Source organism: Plantactinospora soyae, assembly GCF_014874095.1.
GTDB lineage: Bacteria > Actinomycetota > Actinomycetes > Mycobacteriales > Micromonosporaceae > Plantactinospora > Plantactinospora soyae.
This window is the reverse complement of sequence record NZ_JADBEB010000001.1, coordinates 8,280,555-8,297,271: the sequence shown is the minus strand read 5'-3', so window position 1 is coordinate 8,297,271 and position 16,717 is coordinate 8,280,555. Positions and strand designations below refer to the sequence as shown.

The window sequence follows — 16,717 nt, the reverse complement described above, 5'->3', positions numbered from 1 at the left end:
GTGGCGATCGTCAATGGAATGTTTCGGGAAGTCGCGCGACAGGAACGATCTATCAATCCAGGAAGTGGGGATACTTCGTTTACAAGCACGACAAACCAGTGGCGCCCAGTTCAGCCGGCGACCACGCCGGTCCGGGGGCGCCCGGCGTTCCGGTCATCCGCCGCGGCCCGGTGCAGCAGCCAGGACGAGGGGTTGTGCCGTACCCGGTCGATCGAGGTGAGCGCGCCGCCGATCACCGCCGCGTCCGGTCCGAGCAGCGCCGGACGCACCTCGACCGGCGCCCACCGGGTGCTCAGCGCCCGCTGCGACAGTTCGGTCCGGATCCGGTCGGTCAGCCAGGACGCCAGCACCGAGTAACTGCCACCGAGGAGGATGGTGCCGACGTCGACGAGGTTCACCAGGCCGGCCAGCGCGATACCGAGGGCGGTGCCGGCCCGGTCCAGCGCCGCCAGGGTCTCGGGCGAGCCGGCGTCGGCGAGAGCCAGGGCGTCCGCGACCGGCGAGCCGCCCGGAGGTCCTCCGGCGGTCGCGAGAATCGCCTCGATTCCGGCGTACGCCTGGAGGCAACCGCGCGCCCCGCACGGGCACGGGGCGCCGTCGGGGAAGACGGTGACGTGCCCGAGTTCGCCGCTCCAGCCCCGGGCGCCGCGCAGCAGCCGACCGTCCAGCACGATGCCGGCGCCGAGCCCGAGCGCGCCGGAGACGTACGCGAAGTCGGTGAGTTCCTCGCCGCCCGCGTACAGCTCGCCGAGCGCCGCGAGGTTCGCCTCGTTCTCGACCGTGACCGGCAGTACCGCTGTCGACGCTGCTGCCCCCGGTGGTGTCCGTACCGGTCGCGCGCTGGCGGTCGCGCCGATGCCGTGGCCGAGCAGCGCCCCGACGTCGACGTCCCGCCAGCCGAGCGGCGGCGCGAACCGGACCAGGGTGTTGGCCTGCACCGCGCCGGGGACCGCGAGGGTGGCGCCGACGACGGTGAGATTCTCGATGGTCGCCGCCCGGATCGCCGACCAGGCCATCGCGGCCAGGTCGGCCAGTACGTCGTCGGCCGGCCGGTCCAGCCCCGGATTCGGTACGAACGCGAGGTGCCGGACCGTGCCGGTGAGGTCGACCACGCAGGCCGCCAGGCAGTCGGCCCGGATGTCGAGGCCCAGCCCCGCCGGGCCCTGCCGGGAGAGCACCAGGCCGACCCGGGGTCGGCCGGCTCCGCCGTACGGCGCCGGGCCGGCCTCGGTGACCAGTCGGCCGGCCAGCAGCTCGTCGACGATCCGGGAGATGGTCGGCCGGGTCAGCCCGGTCTGGTGGGCCAGCTCGATCCGGGAGATGGGACGGCCGTCGGCGGCGACGATCTGCCGGAACACCAGCGCCAGGTTGTGCGCCCGGAGGCTGCCCTGCCGGACGGGCGCGTCGGTGGTCGGTGCCGGCCCGGTACGGCGTACGTGCCGGGTCACGGACCGGATCCCAAGCCGGTCGCGAGGTCGCGGATCTGCGCCGGACGGAGGATGCCGTCCGCGATGACCGTGACTATCCGCCGCGTCGTCACCTCGGCCGGGGCCAGTACCAACGGCCGGTCCCAGGCCAGCGAGGATCCCACTCCGATGTAGTCGCGGATCCGGACGAACCACCGGTCCCGTCGGGTCCGCTCGGTGGCACCCGCGAAGATCAGCGTCCAGTCGCGGTCGCCGGTACTGCCGGTCAGGGCCAGCCAGTCGGCGGTGGCACCGTGCAGGTCCGCCAGGTCGGCACCGCCCGGACCGATCGCCCGGGCCGGATGGGCTCCGGTCGGGGCACGCCAGAAGAAGCCGCCGTACCCGGCTCCGACCCGGCCCTGCGTCGCCGGACTGCGGATGGCGAGCGGCCGGCCGGTCAGGTTGGTGAGGGTGAAGTCGACGTCGAGGGCCCAGGCGTCGTCGCTCACCGGACGGCAGGCCAGGGTACGTCGCTCGGCGAGCAGGACCTCTCCGCCGATGGCGGCCCAGTGCAGCGCGTGGGAGAGCGTCGCCGGCTCGCGTCGCAGCCACTCCCGGTGCCGTTGGGTGCCGTGGTTGTCCAGCCACATCGGCCCGTGCCCGGGCACGAAGGTACGGCCGCCCCAGAAGTTCGCGCCGCCGACGTCGGGTACGGCCAGTCCGGCGCCCAGGTGGTGCCGGTGGGAGGCGGGCATCAGTTCGGTGACCGGGGTACCGCCGATGGTGCGTACCGGATGCAGGTACGGCCGGGGTGCCAGCGCGACCGCGAGGCCGGTGCCGGTGCCGTAGTGCGCGACGGGCGGCTGGTCCGGGAAGAGCGCGAGGGTGGCCGTCTCCGGAGTGGACTTCCCGGTGGGGGCGGGATGCCGCCGGTGCCGGTCGGGCGATCGGCCTCCCATGCCATCGCCCCTCTCGTCCGTCGATGTCCTCATCGGTCCGTGGCGTGTGCGGTGGCGGCCGCCGCGAGCCGGGCGGCCCGGCCGGCGGTCAGGGTGCCGTCGGCGACGATGGTGATGATACGGCGCCGCAGCGTGTCCCCGGTCTGGACGACCAGCGGGCGTTCCCAGGCCAGGCAGGAGCCGACGCCGGGGTAGTCGCCGGTGCGGACGAACCAGGGATCGGCCCGCGCCTGCTCGTCCACCGGTACGAACACCAGGGTCCAGCGGGCGGCCGGGCTGCTGGCGCCGGTGAGGGCGAGCCAGTCGCCCCGGCGCCCGTGCAGGTGTCGTACGCCCCGTCGGCGCGGGCCGAACGCCGCCGTGGTGGCCGTGCCGAGGGGAGCGCGCCAGAAGAAGCCGCCGTATCCGGCATCCGGCCGGCCGTTGGTCGCCGGGCTGGCGAACGACAGCGGCTCGGCGGTGACGTTGGTCAACTCGAAGCTCAGGTCCAGTGCCCAGCACTCCGGGTCGAGCGGTACGGCGGCCATCCCGCGCCGTTCCCGCAGCAGCACCGTCCCGTCCGGCGCGGCCCAGGCCAGCGCGGCGACTATCGACTCCGGCGTGCGGCTGACCCAGCCCTCGTGCCGCTGCGTGCCGTGGTTGTCCAGTCGGGTCGGTCCGTGGGCGCGGACGAACGTGCGGCCACCCCAGAAGTTGTGCCCGGCGAGGTCCGGTACGGCGATGCTGACCCCGAGGTGGTGCGGGTGGTCGCCGGGCATCAAGTCCGTCACCGCCACCCCGTCGAGGGTGCGTACGGGATGCAGGAAGGGGCGGGGGGAGACGTGCCGGGGCAGGTCGACGGGCTGCCAGACGTACTCGGCGACGTCCAGGTCGACGTGCCGGAGCCCGACGGCGCCGACGGGACGGGTCTGCTCCTGCGACACGGACCTCAGCCCCCGACCACGGTGAACCGGGTGATCTCGGCGTGGCCGGCCGGGCCCTCGCCGGGTGGGGCGGTCGCGAACAGCCCGAGGGTGGCCCCGACCCAGTGCCCGGGCGATGCCACGAACGGGATGCCGAGCGGGACCGGTGGGTCCTGGCCCGGTGCGGCGGCGAACCGGCACACCGCGCCGGGTCCGAGGTGGACCCGCAGGACGGCGGTCCGTTGGCCGGCCGGCAGCGGCACCGGTCGGGCCAGGTCGGTCTCGGCCGGGGCGGGCCCAGCCGAGGGTTCGAATCCGCCGACACCCGCACTGCCGCCCGCGCCGGGGGCGACGGCGGTGCGGTGGACCAGGGCGATGCCCGTCGCGGTCCGTTCCTGGCCGAGCCAGGCGTAGCCGCGACCGAGAATGGTCAGGCCGGCCCGGGCCCCGGGCAGGTCGCTGTGCAGGGTCATCGTCGTGCTGACCGTGGCGGGAGCGGCCGGCAGCCGCTGCCCGAGGACGTTCGGCAGTTCGCGCAGGTCGGCCATTGCCGTTGAGCGGACGCAGGTCAACCGCAGCCCCTCCGGCCGGCCCGGACTCCACCAGGACGACCGGGGATTGGCCGGCCAGTACCAGTGCGGGCCGGGCTGCCCGGTCGCGAGGTCGTCGCCGGTCGCGGGCGACGGCGGTGCCGGCACATCCGCCGGTGCCGGCCCATTCGCCGGTACGTCGGCCGCGCTGCCGCCGGACCCGACCACCGGTACGGGATGACTGCGAACCGGTGTCCCCGGCCCGGTCCCGGCGTTGTCGCCGATCCGGGGCCAGCCGTCGTCGGCCCAGCGCATCGGCTGGAGGTGCACCACCCGACCGTGCGCGCCCCGGTCCTGGAAGTGCAGGAACCAGTGCTGCCCGGCGGGGGTGTCCAGCCAGGCGCCCTGATGGGGCCCGTTGACCTCGGTGTCGCCCCGGGCCAGCACGATCCGGTGCGCGTACGGGCCGGCGATGTGTCGGGCCCGGAAGGCGGTCTGCCAGCCGTCGGCGACGCCACCGGCCGGGGCGAAGATCCAGTACCAGTCGCCCCGGCGGTAGGCCTTCGGTCCTTCCAGGGTCCGGCAGCCGGGGATCAGGTCGCCGTCGATGATGGTCCGTCCGTCGTCGAGCAGTCGGGTCGCGTCCGGGCTCATCCGGTGACAGGTGATCCGGTTGTTGAACCCGGCCCGGCTGCGGGCCCAGGCGTGCACCAGGTACGCCGTACCGTCGGTGTCCCAGAGCGGACACGGGTCGATCAGCCCTCGGCCGGTCTTGAGCGGACGGGGCCGGCGCCAGGGACCGGTGACCGCCGGAGCGGTGGTGACGAAGATGCCCCGGTCGGGGTCGGGATAGAAGATCCAGAACAGGCCGGCGTGGTGCCGGATGGCGGGGGCCCAGATCCCCCGGCCGTGCTGGGGCGTGGCGAACTCGGCGGCCGGCTCCAGCCGGTCCAGCGCGTGCCCCACGACCGTCCAGTCGACCAGGTTCCGGGAGTGCAGGATCGGTAGGCCCGGAACCCGGTGGAAGCTCGATGCCACCAGGTAGAAGTCATCGCCCACCCGGATCGCGTCCGGATCGGACCAGTCGGCCGCCAGCACCGGGTTCTGGTAGAGGCGCTGCGTCACGTCGCCACCTTAAATCGACTGTTTTGATTACGTCAACTTCTGTAACTAATCGATCCAGGCGACCTCGGCATCGATGATGACCACAGTCTTGACAAAGTTTCACGGAGAAACTTATTGTCGCCTGACTATCCCTGCCGGGGTTCACAAGGGAGCCGCGGACCTCGTCAGCGGAGTCGGGTGCGCCGCCGGGCAGCGTGCGCACATCCCTGGCGCGGACCGTCCCACCCGAGTCGTGCCACCCCCGCGAAGGGACAACCTCGTCATGCCCATTCCCATCCGCAAGCGGTTCCGGCGTCGGACGGTCCTCGCCGCCACGGTGGCGGCGACGGCCTGTCGACCGGAGTGATGGTGCCGACCGGACCCGCGCAGGCGGCGACGGTCGACCCCGCCGCGTACTACGTGTTGACGTCGCGGCACAGCGGAAAGGCCGTCGACGTGTACAACCTCGCCACGACCGACGGCGCGCCGATCGTGCAGTGGGCCCGTAACGACGGCAACCAGCAGCAGTGGCAGTTCGTCGCCGTCGGAAGCGGCTACTACCAGGTACGGTCCCGGCACTCGGGGAAGGTCCTCCAGATCGCCTCGGCGGCGGACGGCGCGGAACTGACCCAGCAGGCGTCGAGTTCGGACACCCGGCAGCACTTCGCGCTGGCGGACTCGCCGGACGGCTACGTCCGACTGGTGAACCGGCTCAGTGGCAAGGCGCTGGACGTCTGGGAGTGGTCCACCACCGACGGCGGCCGGATCTCCCAGTTCGCCGACCTCGGTGGCACGAACCAGCAGTGGCAACTGGTCCAGATCGGGAACACCGGCGGTCCGCCCGCCGGCTCGATCGTGGTGGCCGCCGACGGCAGCGGTCAGCACCGTACGGTGCAGTCGGCGATCGACGCGGCGCCGGCCAACAGTGCCAGCGTGGTGACGATCGCGATCCGGCCGGGCACCTACCGTGGGGTGGTCTCGGTGCCTTCGAACAAGACGAACCTGCACCTGCTCGGCCTCGGCACCGCTCCGGGCAACGTGGTCATCGTCGAGAACCACTCCGCCGGAACACAGCGGCCCGACGGCAGCACCTACGGGACGAACGGCAGCGCGACGGCCACGGTGACCGGCCGGGGCTTCAGCGCCACGAACCTGACCATCTCGAACGACTTCGACGAGGTGGCCAACGCCGGCCAGGCCGGGCACCAGGCCGTGGCGCTGTACCTCAACTCCGACCGCTCGGTGCTGACCAACGTACGGCTCCTCGGCGACCAGGACACCTTCCTGATCGGTGCCACCGCCCGTTCCTACCTGCGGAACTCGTACGTCGAGGGGACCGTCGACTTCATCTTCGGCGACGGCATCGCGGTGCTGCACAGCACCCAGGTCCACGAGAAGCGGTCCACCGGCGGCCCGGTCACCGCAGCCCGCACCCCGGCCAGCCGGGCGTACGGCTTCCTGTTCTACCGCTGCAACCTGACCAGTTCGGCGGCGGCGGGCTCCAGCAGCCTCGGCCGACCGTGGGGGCCCGACGCCCAGGTGCTCTACCGCGAGTCGACCCTCGGCGCGCACATCAACACCGCACAGCCGTGGACCAACATGTCCAGCAACACCTGGCAGAACGCCCGCTTCTCCGAGTACCGGAACAACGGCGCCGGTGCCGGTGTGAACGGCAACCGTCCGCAGCTCAGCGACGCACAGGCCCCGACCTACACCCCGCAGCGCTATCTGGCCGGCTCGGACGGCTGGAACCCCGTCTCCTGACTCCTCGACACCACCACACAGAAGGACATCCAGATGCTTCCCAGGATTCTCAGACGTCGGCGCCCACCGACCATCGCCGCGATGATGGTGGCGGCGCTGGCCGTACCGGTCGCGTTGGTCGTCTCCCCGACGCCGTCCCAGGCCGCCAACGTCGACACCGGCGCCTACTACGTGCTCGCGTCGCGGCACAGTGGCAAGGCGATCGACGTGTACAACCTCGCCACGACCGACGGCGCGCCGATCGTGCAGTGGGCCCGTAACGACGGCAACCAGCAGCAGTGGCAGTTCCTCGACGTCGGCAGCGGCTACTACCAGCTCAGGTCCCGGCTCAGTGGCAAGGCACTCCAGATCGCGTCGGCCGCCGACGGCGCCGAGTTGACCCAGCAGGCGCCCAGCGGTGACACCCGGCAGCACTTCCGGGTCGTCGACTCCCCGGACGGGTACGTGCGGTTGGTCAACCGGCTCAGCGGCAAGGCCCTCGACGTGTGGGAGTGGTCCAGCACCGACGGCGGCCGGATCTCCCAGTTCGCCGACCTCGGCGGCACCAACCAGCAGTGGCAGATGGTCAGGATCGGTGGGTCGTCGGGGCCGCAGGTGCCGTACTCGTCGGTGCCGGACGGGTTCGCCCAGGGCACCACCGGTGGTGCGGGTGGCCAGACGGTCACGGTCACCACCCAGGCCCAACTCAACCAGTACGTCACGGCCAGCACCCCGTACGTCATCCGGGTCGCCGGAACGATCAACATCAGTCCGAAGGGCACCGAGCTGCGGGTGGCGTCGAACAAGACGATCATCGGGGTGGGGACCAGTGGGCAGATCGTCGGCGGCGGGTTCTTCCTCAACACCGGGGTCAGCAACGTCATCATCCGGAACCTGACCATCCGCGACACCACGATGGCCGACGACGACCCGGACGACGACGCCTACGACTACGACGCGATCCAGCTCGACACCGCCAACCGGATCTGGATCGACCACAACCGGCTGTCCCGGATGAACGACGGTCTGATCGACAGTCGCAAGGACACCACCAACCTGACCGTCTCCTGGAACCACCTCGTCGACAACAACAAGACGTTCGGGATCGGCTGGACCGAGAACGTCACCGCCCGGATCACGATCCACCACAACTGGTTCCAGAACACCCGGACCCGTAACCCGAGCGCGGACAACATCGCCTACTGCCACATGTACAACAACTACCTGCAGAACTCGACCTCGTACGGCAACTACGTACGCGGGCTGACCAAGGCAGTCATCGAGAACAGCTACTTCGAGAACGTCCGTAACCCGTACTACGTCGAGGCCGGCGAGCTGGTGAACCGGGGCAACATCACCGTCAACAGCCCCTGGGACTCCGGGAAGGTCACCTCGAAGGGGTCGGCGTTCAACCCCAGCAGCTTCTACCCGTACACCCTGCACCCGGCCGCGGACATCCCGGCCATGCTGCGGACCCACACCGGCCCGCAGGCCAGCATCGGAAACTGAGGGGAGCACGCATGCCGCCCGACACCCACACTGCCGTGCTCGGCCGCCGCGCGGCGCTGAAGGCCACCGGCCTGGCCGGTCTGGCCCTCGGTCTTTCCGCCTGCGGCCGGGGCTTCGGCGGCGGCGACGATGCCGACCAGGGCAGCGTCACCCTGAACATGGTCTGGTGGGGCGACGCGAAGCGCGCCCAGAAGACCCAGGCCGCGCTCGACCTCTTCCAGCGCAAGCATCCGGGCGTCACCGTCCGGGTCGAGTACCAGGACAGCGCCCCCTACAAGGACAAACTGGCCACCCGGTTCGCCGCCGGCGACCCGCCGGACCTGATGGCGATGCGGGTGGACAGCCTGCGCGAGTACGCCGACCGGGGCAGCCTGCTCGACCTCGGCGCGCACTCGGGCGCGCTCGACCTGACCGGGTTGAGCGAGAGCGCCCGCACGCTGGCGACCGTGGGCGACAAGACCTTCGGCGTGCCGTCCGGACTGAACAGCATCGGGTTCGTCGTCAACCGAACCCTCACCGACCGGTACGGCGTCCAGGTGCCGAACGGCGACACCTGGAGCTGGGAGGACCTGGCCGGGTTCGCCCGGCAGGTCACCGCGAAGAGCGGCCGGAAGGTGTACGGCACCGGATTCGAGCCGCAGACCATGGCGAACCTCCTCGTCTTCAGCCGGCAGCGCGGGGAGGACTTCTTCACCGTTGACGGGGCGCTCGGGGTCAGCGAGGGCACCGTCACGGCCTGGTTCGAGATGGTGCAGCGGATGCGGGACGAGGGCGGCTTTCCACCGGCCGGTTTCTTCGAGGAGAGCGGGGCCTCGGCCGCGCAGTCGTACCTGGCGAAGGGCACGCTGGCGTCCCAGATCATCCCGACGAACAACTTCCTCTCCTACAACGAGGCGGCCGGCGGCAACCTCGCACTGTTGCGGATACCCGGCGAGGTCCAGGGCCGGCGGCGTGGGCAGTCGATCGACACCCCGGCGCTGTGGTCGATCGCGTCGGCGTCCAAGCATCGGGACGAGGCGCTCAAGCTGCTCGACTTCCTCGTCAACGACGCCGAGGCGGCCAAGGCCACCGGTACCACCCGGGGCGTACCGGCGAACCAGCGGATCGCCGAGACGGTCAAGCCGACCCTGGAACCCGACGACCAGACCGCCACCGAGTATCTGATCGGACTCCAGGGGGAGCAACTGCCGAGGTCGTACACCTATCCACCGGGTGGCAGCGCGATCGCGGCGAGCCTGGAGACCATCGCCACCGAGGTCGAGTTCAAGCGGCGGAGCGCGGCCGAGGGTGCCCGCGCGTTCGTCGCCGAGGCCCGCAAGGCGCTCACGAAGTGACCGTACCCACCGGGGTCGCCGCCGCAACGGCGGCGGCCCCGGCACCACCACGTCGCAGCCGGGGCCGCCGGGACCGGGCCGGCTACCTGTTCCTGCTGCCCTGGTTCGTCGGGATGCTCTTCACGGTCATCCCGTTCTTCGCCTCGCTCTACCTGGCCTTCACCGACTACGACCTGCTCACCGCGCCCCGGTGGATCGGCCTGGAGAACTTCCGGGAGATGCTCGGCGACGCCCGGCTGCGCCAGTCGCTCCAGGTGACCTTCGTCTACACGTTCGTCTCGGTGCCGCTGTCGCTGGCGGCGGCCCTGCTGGTGGCGATGGTGCTGCACCGGGGCATCCGGGGCCTGCCGGTCTACCGGGCGGTCTTCTACCTGCCGTCGCTGCTGGGCGGCAGCGTCGCGGTCGTGCTGCTCTGGCGCTACATCTTCGGCGCCGAGGGCATCGTCAACGACTTCCTCGGCTGGTTCGGGGTGCGGGGGCCGGCCTGGACGACCGATCCCGACCACGCCCTCACCACGTTGATCATCCTGCACGTCTGGACCTTCGGTTCGCCCATGGTGATCTTCCTGGCCGGGTTGCGGCAGATCCCGGTCGCCTACTACGAGGCCGCCGCCGTCGACGGCGCCTCCCGGTTCCGCCAGTTCCGCTCGATCACGATCCCGCTGCTCAGCCCGATCATCTTCTTCAACCTGGTCCAGTCGCTGATCGCCTCGTTCCAGACCTTCACCCAGGGCTTCGTGCTCAGCGGCGGTACGGGTGGCCCGGCGGAGTCGACCCTGTTCTACAACGTGTACCTGTACCTGCGCGGATTCACCCAGTTCGACATGGGCTACGCCTCGGCGATGGCCTGGGTGCTGCTCGTGCTCATCGCGGTCCTCACCGCGATCAACTTCCTGGCCGCCCGCTACTGGGTCTTCTACGACAACTGAGCCCTGCTTCGGGAACGCCCCGGACGGAGAGGATCGCGTCAGCATGTCGGACACCGACAGCCGCGTCGAGCGGATCGGCAGCACCCGCCGGTCTCGGTTCATCCGGCACGTGACGCTCTGCCTGATCGGCGCGGTCATGATGTACCCGCTGGCGTGGCTGGTCTCCAGCTCGTTCAAGCCGAGCCGGATCGTCTTCACCGACCTCGGGCTGTGGCCGACCGAGTGGGACCTGACCAACTATCCGGAGGGCTGGTCGGCGCTGGAGCACCCGTTCAGCCTCTACCTGGTCAACTCGCTGGTGATCGTCGTACTGAGCATCGTGGGCAACCTGCTCTCCTGCTCGCTCGCGGCGTACGGGTTCGCCCGGTTGCGCTTCACCGGCCGCCGGCTCTTCTTCGTACTGATGCTCGGCACGATGATGCTGCCCGGCCACGTGCTGCTGGTCCCGCAGTACGTCGTCTTCGCCAAGCTCGACTGGATCAACACGTACTATCCGTTGCTGGTGCCGAACTTCCTGGCGACCAACGCGTTCTACATCTTCCTGATGGTGCAGTTCATGCGGGCCCTGCCGACCGAGCTGGACGACGCCGCCCGGATCGACGGCTGCGGGCCGTTCCGGGTCTTCTGGAAGGTCATCATGCCGTTGAGCATGCCGGCGTTCGCCACCACGGCGATCTTCACCTTCATCTCGGTCTGGAACGAGTTCTTCGGCCCCCTGCTCTACCTCACCGACTCGGAGCTGTACACGGTGCCGCTCGCGCTGCGGCAGTTCGTCGACTCCGAGGGGCAGAGCCAGTGGAGTCAGATGTTCGCCATGTCGGCGGTGTCGCTGGCGCCGGTGATCGGCTTCTTCATCGCCGGTCAGAAGTACCTGGTCCGGGGGATCGCCACCACCGGCCTGAAGTAGTCGACCTGGCTCGGTCCGGGCGTCCTGGACGCTGAGACATGAGGCTGCGAGTTTCAGCTATGGGAGGTCCAGGCGCTGCCGGCTTGAATCGAGGCATGACAGAGAACGCGTACCCGAGGCAGATGGCGTCGGCCGGTGCGGGCGGGACCCGATGAGCAGCCCACTGCGCAGCCTGGTCCTGACCGGTGCGACCCTGAGCACGGGCCTGATGGCCGGCCTGTTCGCCGCCTTCTCCTACTCGATCATGCCGGGCCTGGGCAGCACGGACGACCGTACGTTCGTCAGCGCCATGCAGCGGATCAACGAGGCGATCCTGAACGGCTGGTTCTTCACCTGCTTCTTCGGCGCGCTGGTGCTGACCGCCGTGGCGGTGCTGCTGCACCTGCGTCGTCCCGCAACGCCGTGGCTCGTCGCGGCGCTGGTGTTGTACGCGGCGGTGCTGGTCATCACCATCGCCGTCAACGTGCCACTCAACGACAAGCTCGCGGCGGCCGGGAATGTCGAGCACATCGCCGACCTCGCGGCGGTACGACAGCGCTTCGAGGCGACCTGGGTCGGTTGGAACCTGGTCCGGGCCGTGGTCTCCACCGCCGCCTTCGGCTGCCTCACCTGGGCGCTGCTGCTGACCGGACGCCTGCCGGCCTGAGTGCCGCTACCGCCAGCCCATCGAACTCCCGGGCTGCCCTCGGCCGGTTCTCCGGCGGTACCTGGGTGCGTAATGACCGGTGGGTGTGAGTAGTGTTTGCGCCATGTCGAGCCCTGAGGCATCCAAGGTGGGGGCTTTCGGTCACGCCGTCAGCCCCCTGAACCACTGAGTTCATAGTCCGCTCCCCAGCAGCCTTCGCTGCATGGGCAGTTGCGCGCACCCTTGGGCGCTGGCCGCGGTGACGAGACGTCTCCTTGTTCTCTCTCACCTCGGAGCTCTTGATGCCTCTGCCGCTCTACCTGCTTGCCGTGGCGGTCTTCGCCATGGGCACCTCGGAGTTCATGCTCGCCGGCCTGGTACCGGACATCGCCGCAAGCCTCGATGTGTCGGTCGGGGCCGCCGGGCTTCTGACCTCGGCGTTCGCTGTCGGGATGATCGTCGGCGCACCGCTGATGGCGGCGCTCGCGCGCCGGTGGCCCGCCCGGGCCAGCCTGCTGGGCTTCGTGCTGGTTTTCGCCGTGGTCCACGTCGTGGGCGCCCTCACGACGAGTTTCGCGGTTCTGCTTGTCACCCGGGTGGTCGCCGCCGGGGCCAACGCGGGCTTCCTGGCCGTGGCACTGAGCACGGCGGCCACGCTCGTCGCATCTGATCAGAAAGGGCGCGCGCTGGCGGTGCTGCTCTCGGGTACGACGGTGGCCACCATCGCGGGAGTTCCCGGCGGTGCGGTGCTCGGCACGGTGCTTGGCTGGCGGGCAACCTTCTGGGCGATCGCACTGCTCTGCCTTCCCGCTGCCTTCGGCGTCGTGAAGGGCATCCCGGCCCGTGTCGGAAAGACCCCTCGGGACACTCCAGCCCACTCGTCTCTTCGGGACGAGATCGCCCAGCTCGCGATGCCCAGGCTGGTCCTGGTCATGCTGCTCGGTGCCCTGGTCAACGCTGCCACCTTCGCCACGTTCACCTTCCTGGCACCGATCGTGACCGACACCGCCGGCCTGGGCGAGCTGTGGGTCTCGGTCGTGCTGGTGCTCTTTGGTGCCGGGTCCTTCGTCGGCGTCACCCTCGCGGGACGGCTCTCCGATCAGCGTCCCGGCACCGTGATCGCGGTTGGTGGCCCCTTGCTGTTGCTCGGCTGGGTCGCGTTGGCGACCCTGGCTGCCCAACCGGTGGCGCTTCTGCTCCTCGTGTTCGTGCAGGGCACGCTCTCCTTCGCGTTGGGCAGCACCCTGATCGCCAGGGTGCTCTACGAGGCAGCAGGCGCTCCCACCATGGGAGGGTCGTATGCGACCGCGGCGCTCAACATCGGTGCTGCTAGTGGCCCCGTCGTTGCGGCAGCGACCCTCGGGACGAATGCCGACGACCTCGGCCCGGTGTGGGTCAGCGGCCTCCTGGTTACGGTCGCACTGCTCATCGCCCTGCCCCTCCGGCGATTCATCGCACCCCGCGTCGGCCAGGCGATTCGATGACCCACGCGAATGCTCCGTTGATTCCATTGAGCGCCGTCATCGGGGCGATCGGCACCCTGGGTTCTCCGCCCTGCGCGGGCCGGGTGCCAATCGTGATCAGTCCCTTGCCGAGTTGGCGTTGCGGGACGCCCAGCCGGATCAACGTCGGGAAATCCTTGACGGTCTTGCGCGCTTCCGTCCGTCCAGTGCCTCGACACGCGACGATCCGGAACCGGACGACAGACCTTCCGTGTCGCTGCCGCTCAGCCTGGGCCGGAGGCGCCGGAGATGAGTTCTCAGCGGGGGACGAGAGCGACGAACGCGCGCCAAGCCGCAGGGTCGAACGTCTATCGGCCCACGCGGGTTCGGTCACCCGGGTACAGCTCCGTCGAGCCGTCGGCCCGGGTGATGACCACGACCGGAACGCCCTCGGCCAGATCCAGGTCGCGGCGCTCGGCCGGGCTCGGCATCCGGGTGCTGGCGGTGTCGCCCTTGCGTAGCGTCACTGTCTCGGTTGGTTCGGTCGTGCGTACCTTGGTGCCGCGCGGACGATCAACGACGACCAAGCCTTCTGATCGAAGAATGGCCATTGCCTGACGCACCGTGGTCCGGCTGAGGCCGTGCTCCTGGGTAAGTCGTAGCTCGCTGGGTAGTTTCTCACCTGGAGCCAGCTTTCCGGACAAGATCCGATCGCGCAGCAGGTCGGCAAGCTGCCGGAACACCGCGCGGTCCGCGTTCGGATCGATCACGAAAACTACGCTAGGTGAGTAGCGATCTACGTTTCATTGTATCTACGTTCCTACGTTGGTATGTTGGCTATGGGTGCGGTGGTCGGATGACCAACCCGAAGGCCCGGCCACCGTGCTCCGACCGACGGGAGGTGCGGCGTGTTCCTGATCAGGTGGTATCGACACGAGATCCGGCGACGGTTTCTAACCCGCCACGGGCTGGTGTGGTCAACCCTTCATCACCGAACGGTCTGCCGGTGCGGGGAGACGTGTCGGCAGGTCAAGAGGCGGAACCAGGGGCGGCACTGGTGAACCGGGTTCCGCGACCAGGCGACGTGATCAGCGTCGGGACTGCGGCGAGCGTTCAGTTCGGCGGCGGTCGGAAGCTGATGCTGCGGGTGGTGGCGGTGGACGCCAGATCGACCTACTACGGGTTCGCCTGGATCACCGGGTACACGGTCGACCGGGAGGGCATGGCCACCGACAAGCGGGAGATCTACGTCCAGGTCGCCGGGCTGGTGTTGTTGCGGGACGCGCGTCGACCGACACGACGCTAGTCCGGGACCGAGGTGGCCGGGATGGTCTCTTCGCCCTCGTCGACCGGCACGTCGAACCGGCCGTAGAACTCGTCGAGTTCCCGCTCCGTCACCCGAAGGGCGTTCGCGTCCGTCAACTGGTTGCGGAGTCCCAGGCGGCGCATCAGTTCCGTACGGGGAACGGGAAAGTAGAGCAACCGCCACCGACCGCCGGCCGTCTCCACCAGCGTCTTCCAGGCGTCGCGCTCCGGCCGTCGCCAGAGTCCGTAGTCGAGCACCACGTCACGGCCCTCGGCCATCAACCCCACCAGCCGCTCACGGATCTCGGCCACGACCGGCGCCTCGCGCGCGAAGTACTCGTGCTCCGGATAGTCCACCCCGTACCGGCCGTGCCGGGCGAAGACCTCCTCGTCGACCGACAACCGGACGGCCCCGGCCGGCTCCAGAACGCGTTTCGCGTACGTGGTCTTGCCCGAGCCGGTCAGTCCCACCAGCAGGAAGACCAACGGCGCCCGCTTGTCCATCCGTACCTCCGCGATCTGTGCGTGTACTCGCGGTCACCAGGATCGCTGAACGACGTTCTCGATCGCCGCAGGGCGGGATCGTCGGTCGACCGCCGGAGATTCACGCCGACTTGTCCCGGATTCTCCTAGCGGCAGGCGTCGATACGTGGTAGGAATTTTCCAAGCATCAATGCCACATGTAAAGATTCCTACAAAGGAGACCTGGATGAGAAGGATCATGGCGGGTCTGGCCGGCCTCATGGTCGCGGTCGCCGGAGCGGCGGTGGGCGTCACGCCGGCCCAGGCGGTCGACGCCGGGCCGTCGGCGCCAACCGGCGCCGGCTCGACATCGCGGCTTACGGCCGGGGCGGCGCCGCTGGCGGCGGCCGGCCCGCAGCCGGGCACCTTCACCGGACGGGGCTTCGACACCTGCACGGCCCCGTCCCAGTCGGTCATGAACACCTGGCGGGCCAGTTCGCCGTACCGGGCGGTCGGCATCTACATCAGCGGCGCCAGCCGCTCGTGCGCCCAACCGAACCTGACCGCGACCTGGGTGACGAACCAGACCAACAACGGCTGGCGCCTGATCCCCATCGAACTCGACAACCAGGCCCCCTGCGGGACCAGGCAGCCCAAGATGTCCGCCGATCCGACCACCGCGCGCTCCCAGGGCGCGAGCCGGGCGACGAGCTCGGTGAACGCCGCGCGGGCGCTGGGCATCCCCGCCGGCAGCACGATCTACAACGACATCGAGCAGTACCCGTCGAACGCGTCGTGCAAGGCCGCCGTGCTGTCGTACCTGTCCGGCTGGACGGAGCGGCTGCACACGCTCGGCTACCTCTCCGGCATGTACTCCAGCGGATCGTCCGGGGTCCGGGACCTGTGCAGCGCGTACAACGACCCTGCCTACACCCGGGTCGACCACCTCTGGTTCGCCTGGTGGAACAACATGGCGGACACCGACGCCGGTCCGTACTGCCCGGCGGAGTACTACGCCAACCATCAGCGGCTGCACCAGTACGCCGGCGACGTCTACGAGACCTGGGGCGGTGTGCAGATGCGCATCGACCGCAACTACCTCGACGTCGCGGCCGGCGACCAGCCGCAGCCGCCGGAGTGGAGCAGCACCGTCGACAACACCACCGCCGGCCGGTTCACCGCGAGCGCGAACTGGGGTACGTCGACCTACTCCAGCCAGCGGTACGGCACCGACTACCGGTTCGCCGAACCGGTCTCGACCAGCGACGTCGCCTGGTGGAAGGTGAACATCCCGGCGACCGCCAGCTACGAGGTCTCGGTCTGGTACCCGACCGACGCGGGCTACAACGACGCGGCCCCGTACATCGTGGCCACCACCACCGGCAATCAGACCGTACGCGTCAACCAGCGCGCCAACGGCGGCCAATGGGTGTCGCTCGGGGTCTTTCCGCTGGCCGCCGGGGACGGGGACAAGGTGGGGGTGAGCCGGTGGACGTCCGGCACCGGCTACGTCATCGCCGACGCGGTACGGGTCACCCGGGTCTGATCTCCGGTCAGGCG

The 16,717-nt window shown here is 69.9% G+C and carries 15 protein-coding genes; 9 read left to right on the top strand and 6 right to left on the bottom strand.

Annotated elements, in window-relative coordinates; translation table 11 throughout:
- Nucleotides 1-110 precede the first annotated feature (110 nt).
- The 4 genes from H4W31_RS36350 to H4W31_RS44595 are packed head-to-tail and all read right to left on the bottom strand — an operon-like array spanning nucleotide 111 to nucleotide 4,922.
- Nucleotides 111-1,448: an ROK family protein gene (locus H4W31_RS36350; RefSeq protein ID WP_192770738.1), complete on the bottom strand. Its 1,338-nt coding sequence runs from the start codon at nucleotides 1,446-1,448 to the stop codon at nucleotides 111-113.
- Nucleotides 1,445-2,365 (bottom strand): DUF6807 domain-containing protein, encoded by a 921-nt coding sequence (locus tag H4W31_RS36345; protein WP_192770737.1) that lies wholly within the window; start codon nucleotides 2,363-2,365, stop codon nucleotides 1,445-1,447. Before H4W31_RS36345 ends, H4W31_RS36350 begins: the two co-directional genes overlap by 4 nt.
- A gap of 29 nt (nucleotides 2,366-2,394) precedes the next feature.
- Nucleotides 2,395-3,288, bottom strand: coding sequence for a DUF6807 domain-containing protein (locus H4W31_RS36340; RefSeq protein ID WP_318783617.1), 894 nt, complete (start codon nucleotides 3,286-3,288; stop codon nucleotides 2,395-2,397).
- 5 nt (nucleotides 3,289-3,293) lie between these two features.
- On the bottom strand, nucleotides 3,294-4,922 hold the full coding sequence (locus H4W31_RS44595; RefSeq protein WP_192770736.1) for a glycoside hydrolase family 43 protein: 1,629 nt from the start codon (nucleotides 4,920-4,922) through the stop codon (nucleotides 3,294-3,296).
- 345 nt (nucleotides 4,923-5,267) lie between these two features.
- Between H4W31_RS44595 and H4W31_RS36330 the strand changes: the two genes are divergently transcribed.
- The 7 genes from H4W31_RS36330 to H4W31_RS36300 all read left to right on the top strand — a co-directional run bounded on the left by H4W31_RS36330 (nucleotide 5,268) and on the right by H4W31_RS36300 (nucleotide 13,432).
- Nucleotides 5,268-6,665, top strand: a complete 1,398-nt coding sequence (locus tag H4W31_RS36330) for a pectinesterase family protein (protein ID WP_192770735.1) — start codon at nucleotides 5,268-5,270, stop codon at nucleotides 6,663-6,665.
- A 33-nt stretch (nucleotides 6,666-6,698) separates the two neighbouring features.
- Entirely contained in the window at nucleotides 6,699-8,153 is a 1,455-nt protein-coding gene (locus tag H4W31_RS36325; RefSeq protein WP_225945869.1) for an RICIN domain-containing protein, read from the top strand.
- Nucleotides 8,154-8,164: 11 nt separating this feature from the next.
- Nucleotides 8,165-9,487 carry an ABC transporter substrate-binding protein gene (locus H4W31_RS36320; RefSeq protein WP_192770734.1) on the top strand — a complete coding sequence of 441 codons (1,323 nt, stop codon included), beginning with the start codon at nucleotides 8,165-8,167 and terminating at the stop codon, nucleotides 9,485-9,487.
- Entirely contained in the window at nucleotides 9,484-10,416 is a 933-nt protein-coding gene (locus tag H4W31_RS36315) for a carbohydrate ABC transporter permease (RefSeq protein WP_318783616.1), read from the top strand. Before H4W31_RS36320 ends, H4W31_RS36315 begins: the two co-directional genes overlap by 4 nt.
- A gap of 43 nt (nucleotides 10,417-10,459) precedes the next feature.
- Nucleotides 10,460-11,323, top strand: coding sequence for a carbohydrate ABC transporter permease (locus H4W31_RS36310; protein WP_192770733.1), 864 nt, complete (start codon nucleotides 10,460-10,462; stop codon nucleotides 11,321-11,323).
- 151 nt (nucleotides 11,324-11,474) lie between these two features.
- A complete protein-coding gene (locus tag H4W31_RS36305) occupies nucleotides 11,475-11,969 on the top strand; it encodes an anthrone oxygenase family protein (protein WP_192770732.1) in 495 nt (164 codons plus the stop codon).
- Between the two features lie 281 nt (nucleotides 11,970-12,250).
- The gene (locus H4W31_RS36300) at nucleotides 12,251-13,432 is read left to right on the top strand and encodes a Cmx/CmrA family chloramphenicol efflux MFS transporter (RefSeq protein ID WP_192770731.1); all 1,182 of its coding nucleotides are present in this window, start codon (nucleotides 12,251-12,253) and stop codon (nucleotides 13,430-13,432) included.
- A 326-nt stretch (nucleotides 13,433-13,758) separates the two neighbouring features.
- Here the strand turns inward: H4W31_RS36300 and H4W31_RS36295 are convergent, their stop codons facing one another.
- Nucleotides 13,759-14,160 (bottom strand): GntR family transcriptional regulator, encoded by a 402-nt coding sequence (locus H4W31_RS36295; protein WP_192770730.1) that lies wholly within the window; start codon nucleotides 14,158-14,160, stop codon nucleotides 13,759-13,761.
- 248 nt (nucleotides 14,161-14,408) lie between these two features.
- On the opposite strand from H4W31_RS36295, the gene H4W31_RS36290 reads away from it, so the two are divergent.
- Nucleotides 14,409-14,696 carry a hypothetical protein gene (locus H4W31_RS36290; RefSeq protein WP_318783615.1) on the top strand — a complete coding sequence of 96 codons (288 nt, stop codon included), beginning with the start codon at nucleotides 14,409-14,411 and terminating at the stop codon, nucleotides 14,694-14,696.
- Here H4W31_RS36290 and H4W31_RS36285 read toward each other — a convergent pair.
- Nucleotides 14,693-15,199 (bottom strand): AAA family ATPase, encoded by a 507-nt coding sequence (locus tag H4W31_RS36285; protein ID WP_192770729.1) that lies wholly within the window; start codon nucleotides 15,197-15,199, stop codon nucleotides 14,693-14,695. The genes H4W31_RS36290 and H4W31_RS36285 overlap by 4 nt on opposite strands.
- Nucleotides 15,200-15,404: 205 nt before the next feature.
- Here H4W31_RS36285 and H4W31_RS36280 point away from each other — a divergent pair, with 205 nt between their 5' ends.
- On the top strand, nucleotides 15,405-16,703 hold the full coding sequence (locus tag H4W31_RS36280; protein ID WP_192770728.1) for a glycoside hydrolase domain-containing protein: 1,299 nt from the start codon (nucleotides 15,405-15,407) through the stop codon (nucleotides 16,701-16,703).
- Nucleotides 16,704-16,717: the final 14 nt, after the last annotated feature.

Coding starts and splice junctions, on each gene's coding strand:
- H4W31_RS36345 (WP_192770737.1), bottom strand. CDS start 2,365: ATGGGAGGCCGATCGCCCGACCGGCACCGGCGGCATCCCGCCCCCACC.
- H4W31_RS36330 (WP_192770735.1), top strand. CDS start 5,268: ATGGTGCCGACCGGACCCGCGCAGGCGGCGACGGTCGACCCCGCCGCG.
- H4W31_RS36325 (WP_225945869.1), top strand. CDS start 6,699: ATGCTTCCCAGGATTCTCAGACGTCGGCGCCCACCGACCATCGCCGCG.
- H4W31_RS36320 (WP_192770734.1), top strand. CDS start 8,165: ATGCCGCCCGACACCCACACTGCCGTGCTCGGCCGCCGCGCGGCGCTG.
- H4W31_RS36310 (WP_192770733.1), top strand. CDS start 10,460: ATGTCGGACACCGACAGCCGCGTCGAGCGGATCGGCAGCACCCGCCGG.
- H4W31_RS36305 (WP_192770732.1), top strand. CDS start 11,475: ATGAGCAGCCCACTGCGCAGCCTGGTCCTGACCGGTGCGACCCTGAGC.
- H4W31_RS36300 (WP_192770731.1), top strand. CDS start 12,251: ATGCCTCTGCCGCTCTACCTGCTTGCCGTGGCGGTCTTCGCCATGGGC.
- H4W31_RS36285 (WP_192770729.1), bottom strand. CDS start 15,199: ATGGACAAGCGGGCGCCGTTGGTCTTCCTGCTGGTGGGACTGACCGGC.
- H4W31_RS36280 (WP_192770728.1), top strand. CDS start 15,405: ATGAGAAGGATCATGGCGGGTCTGGCCGGCCTCATGGTCGCGGTCGCC.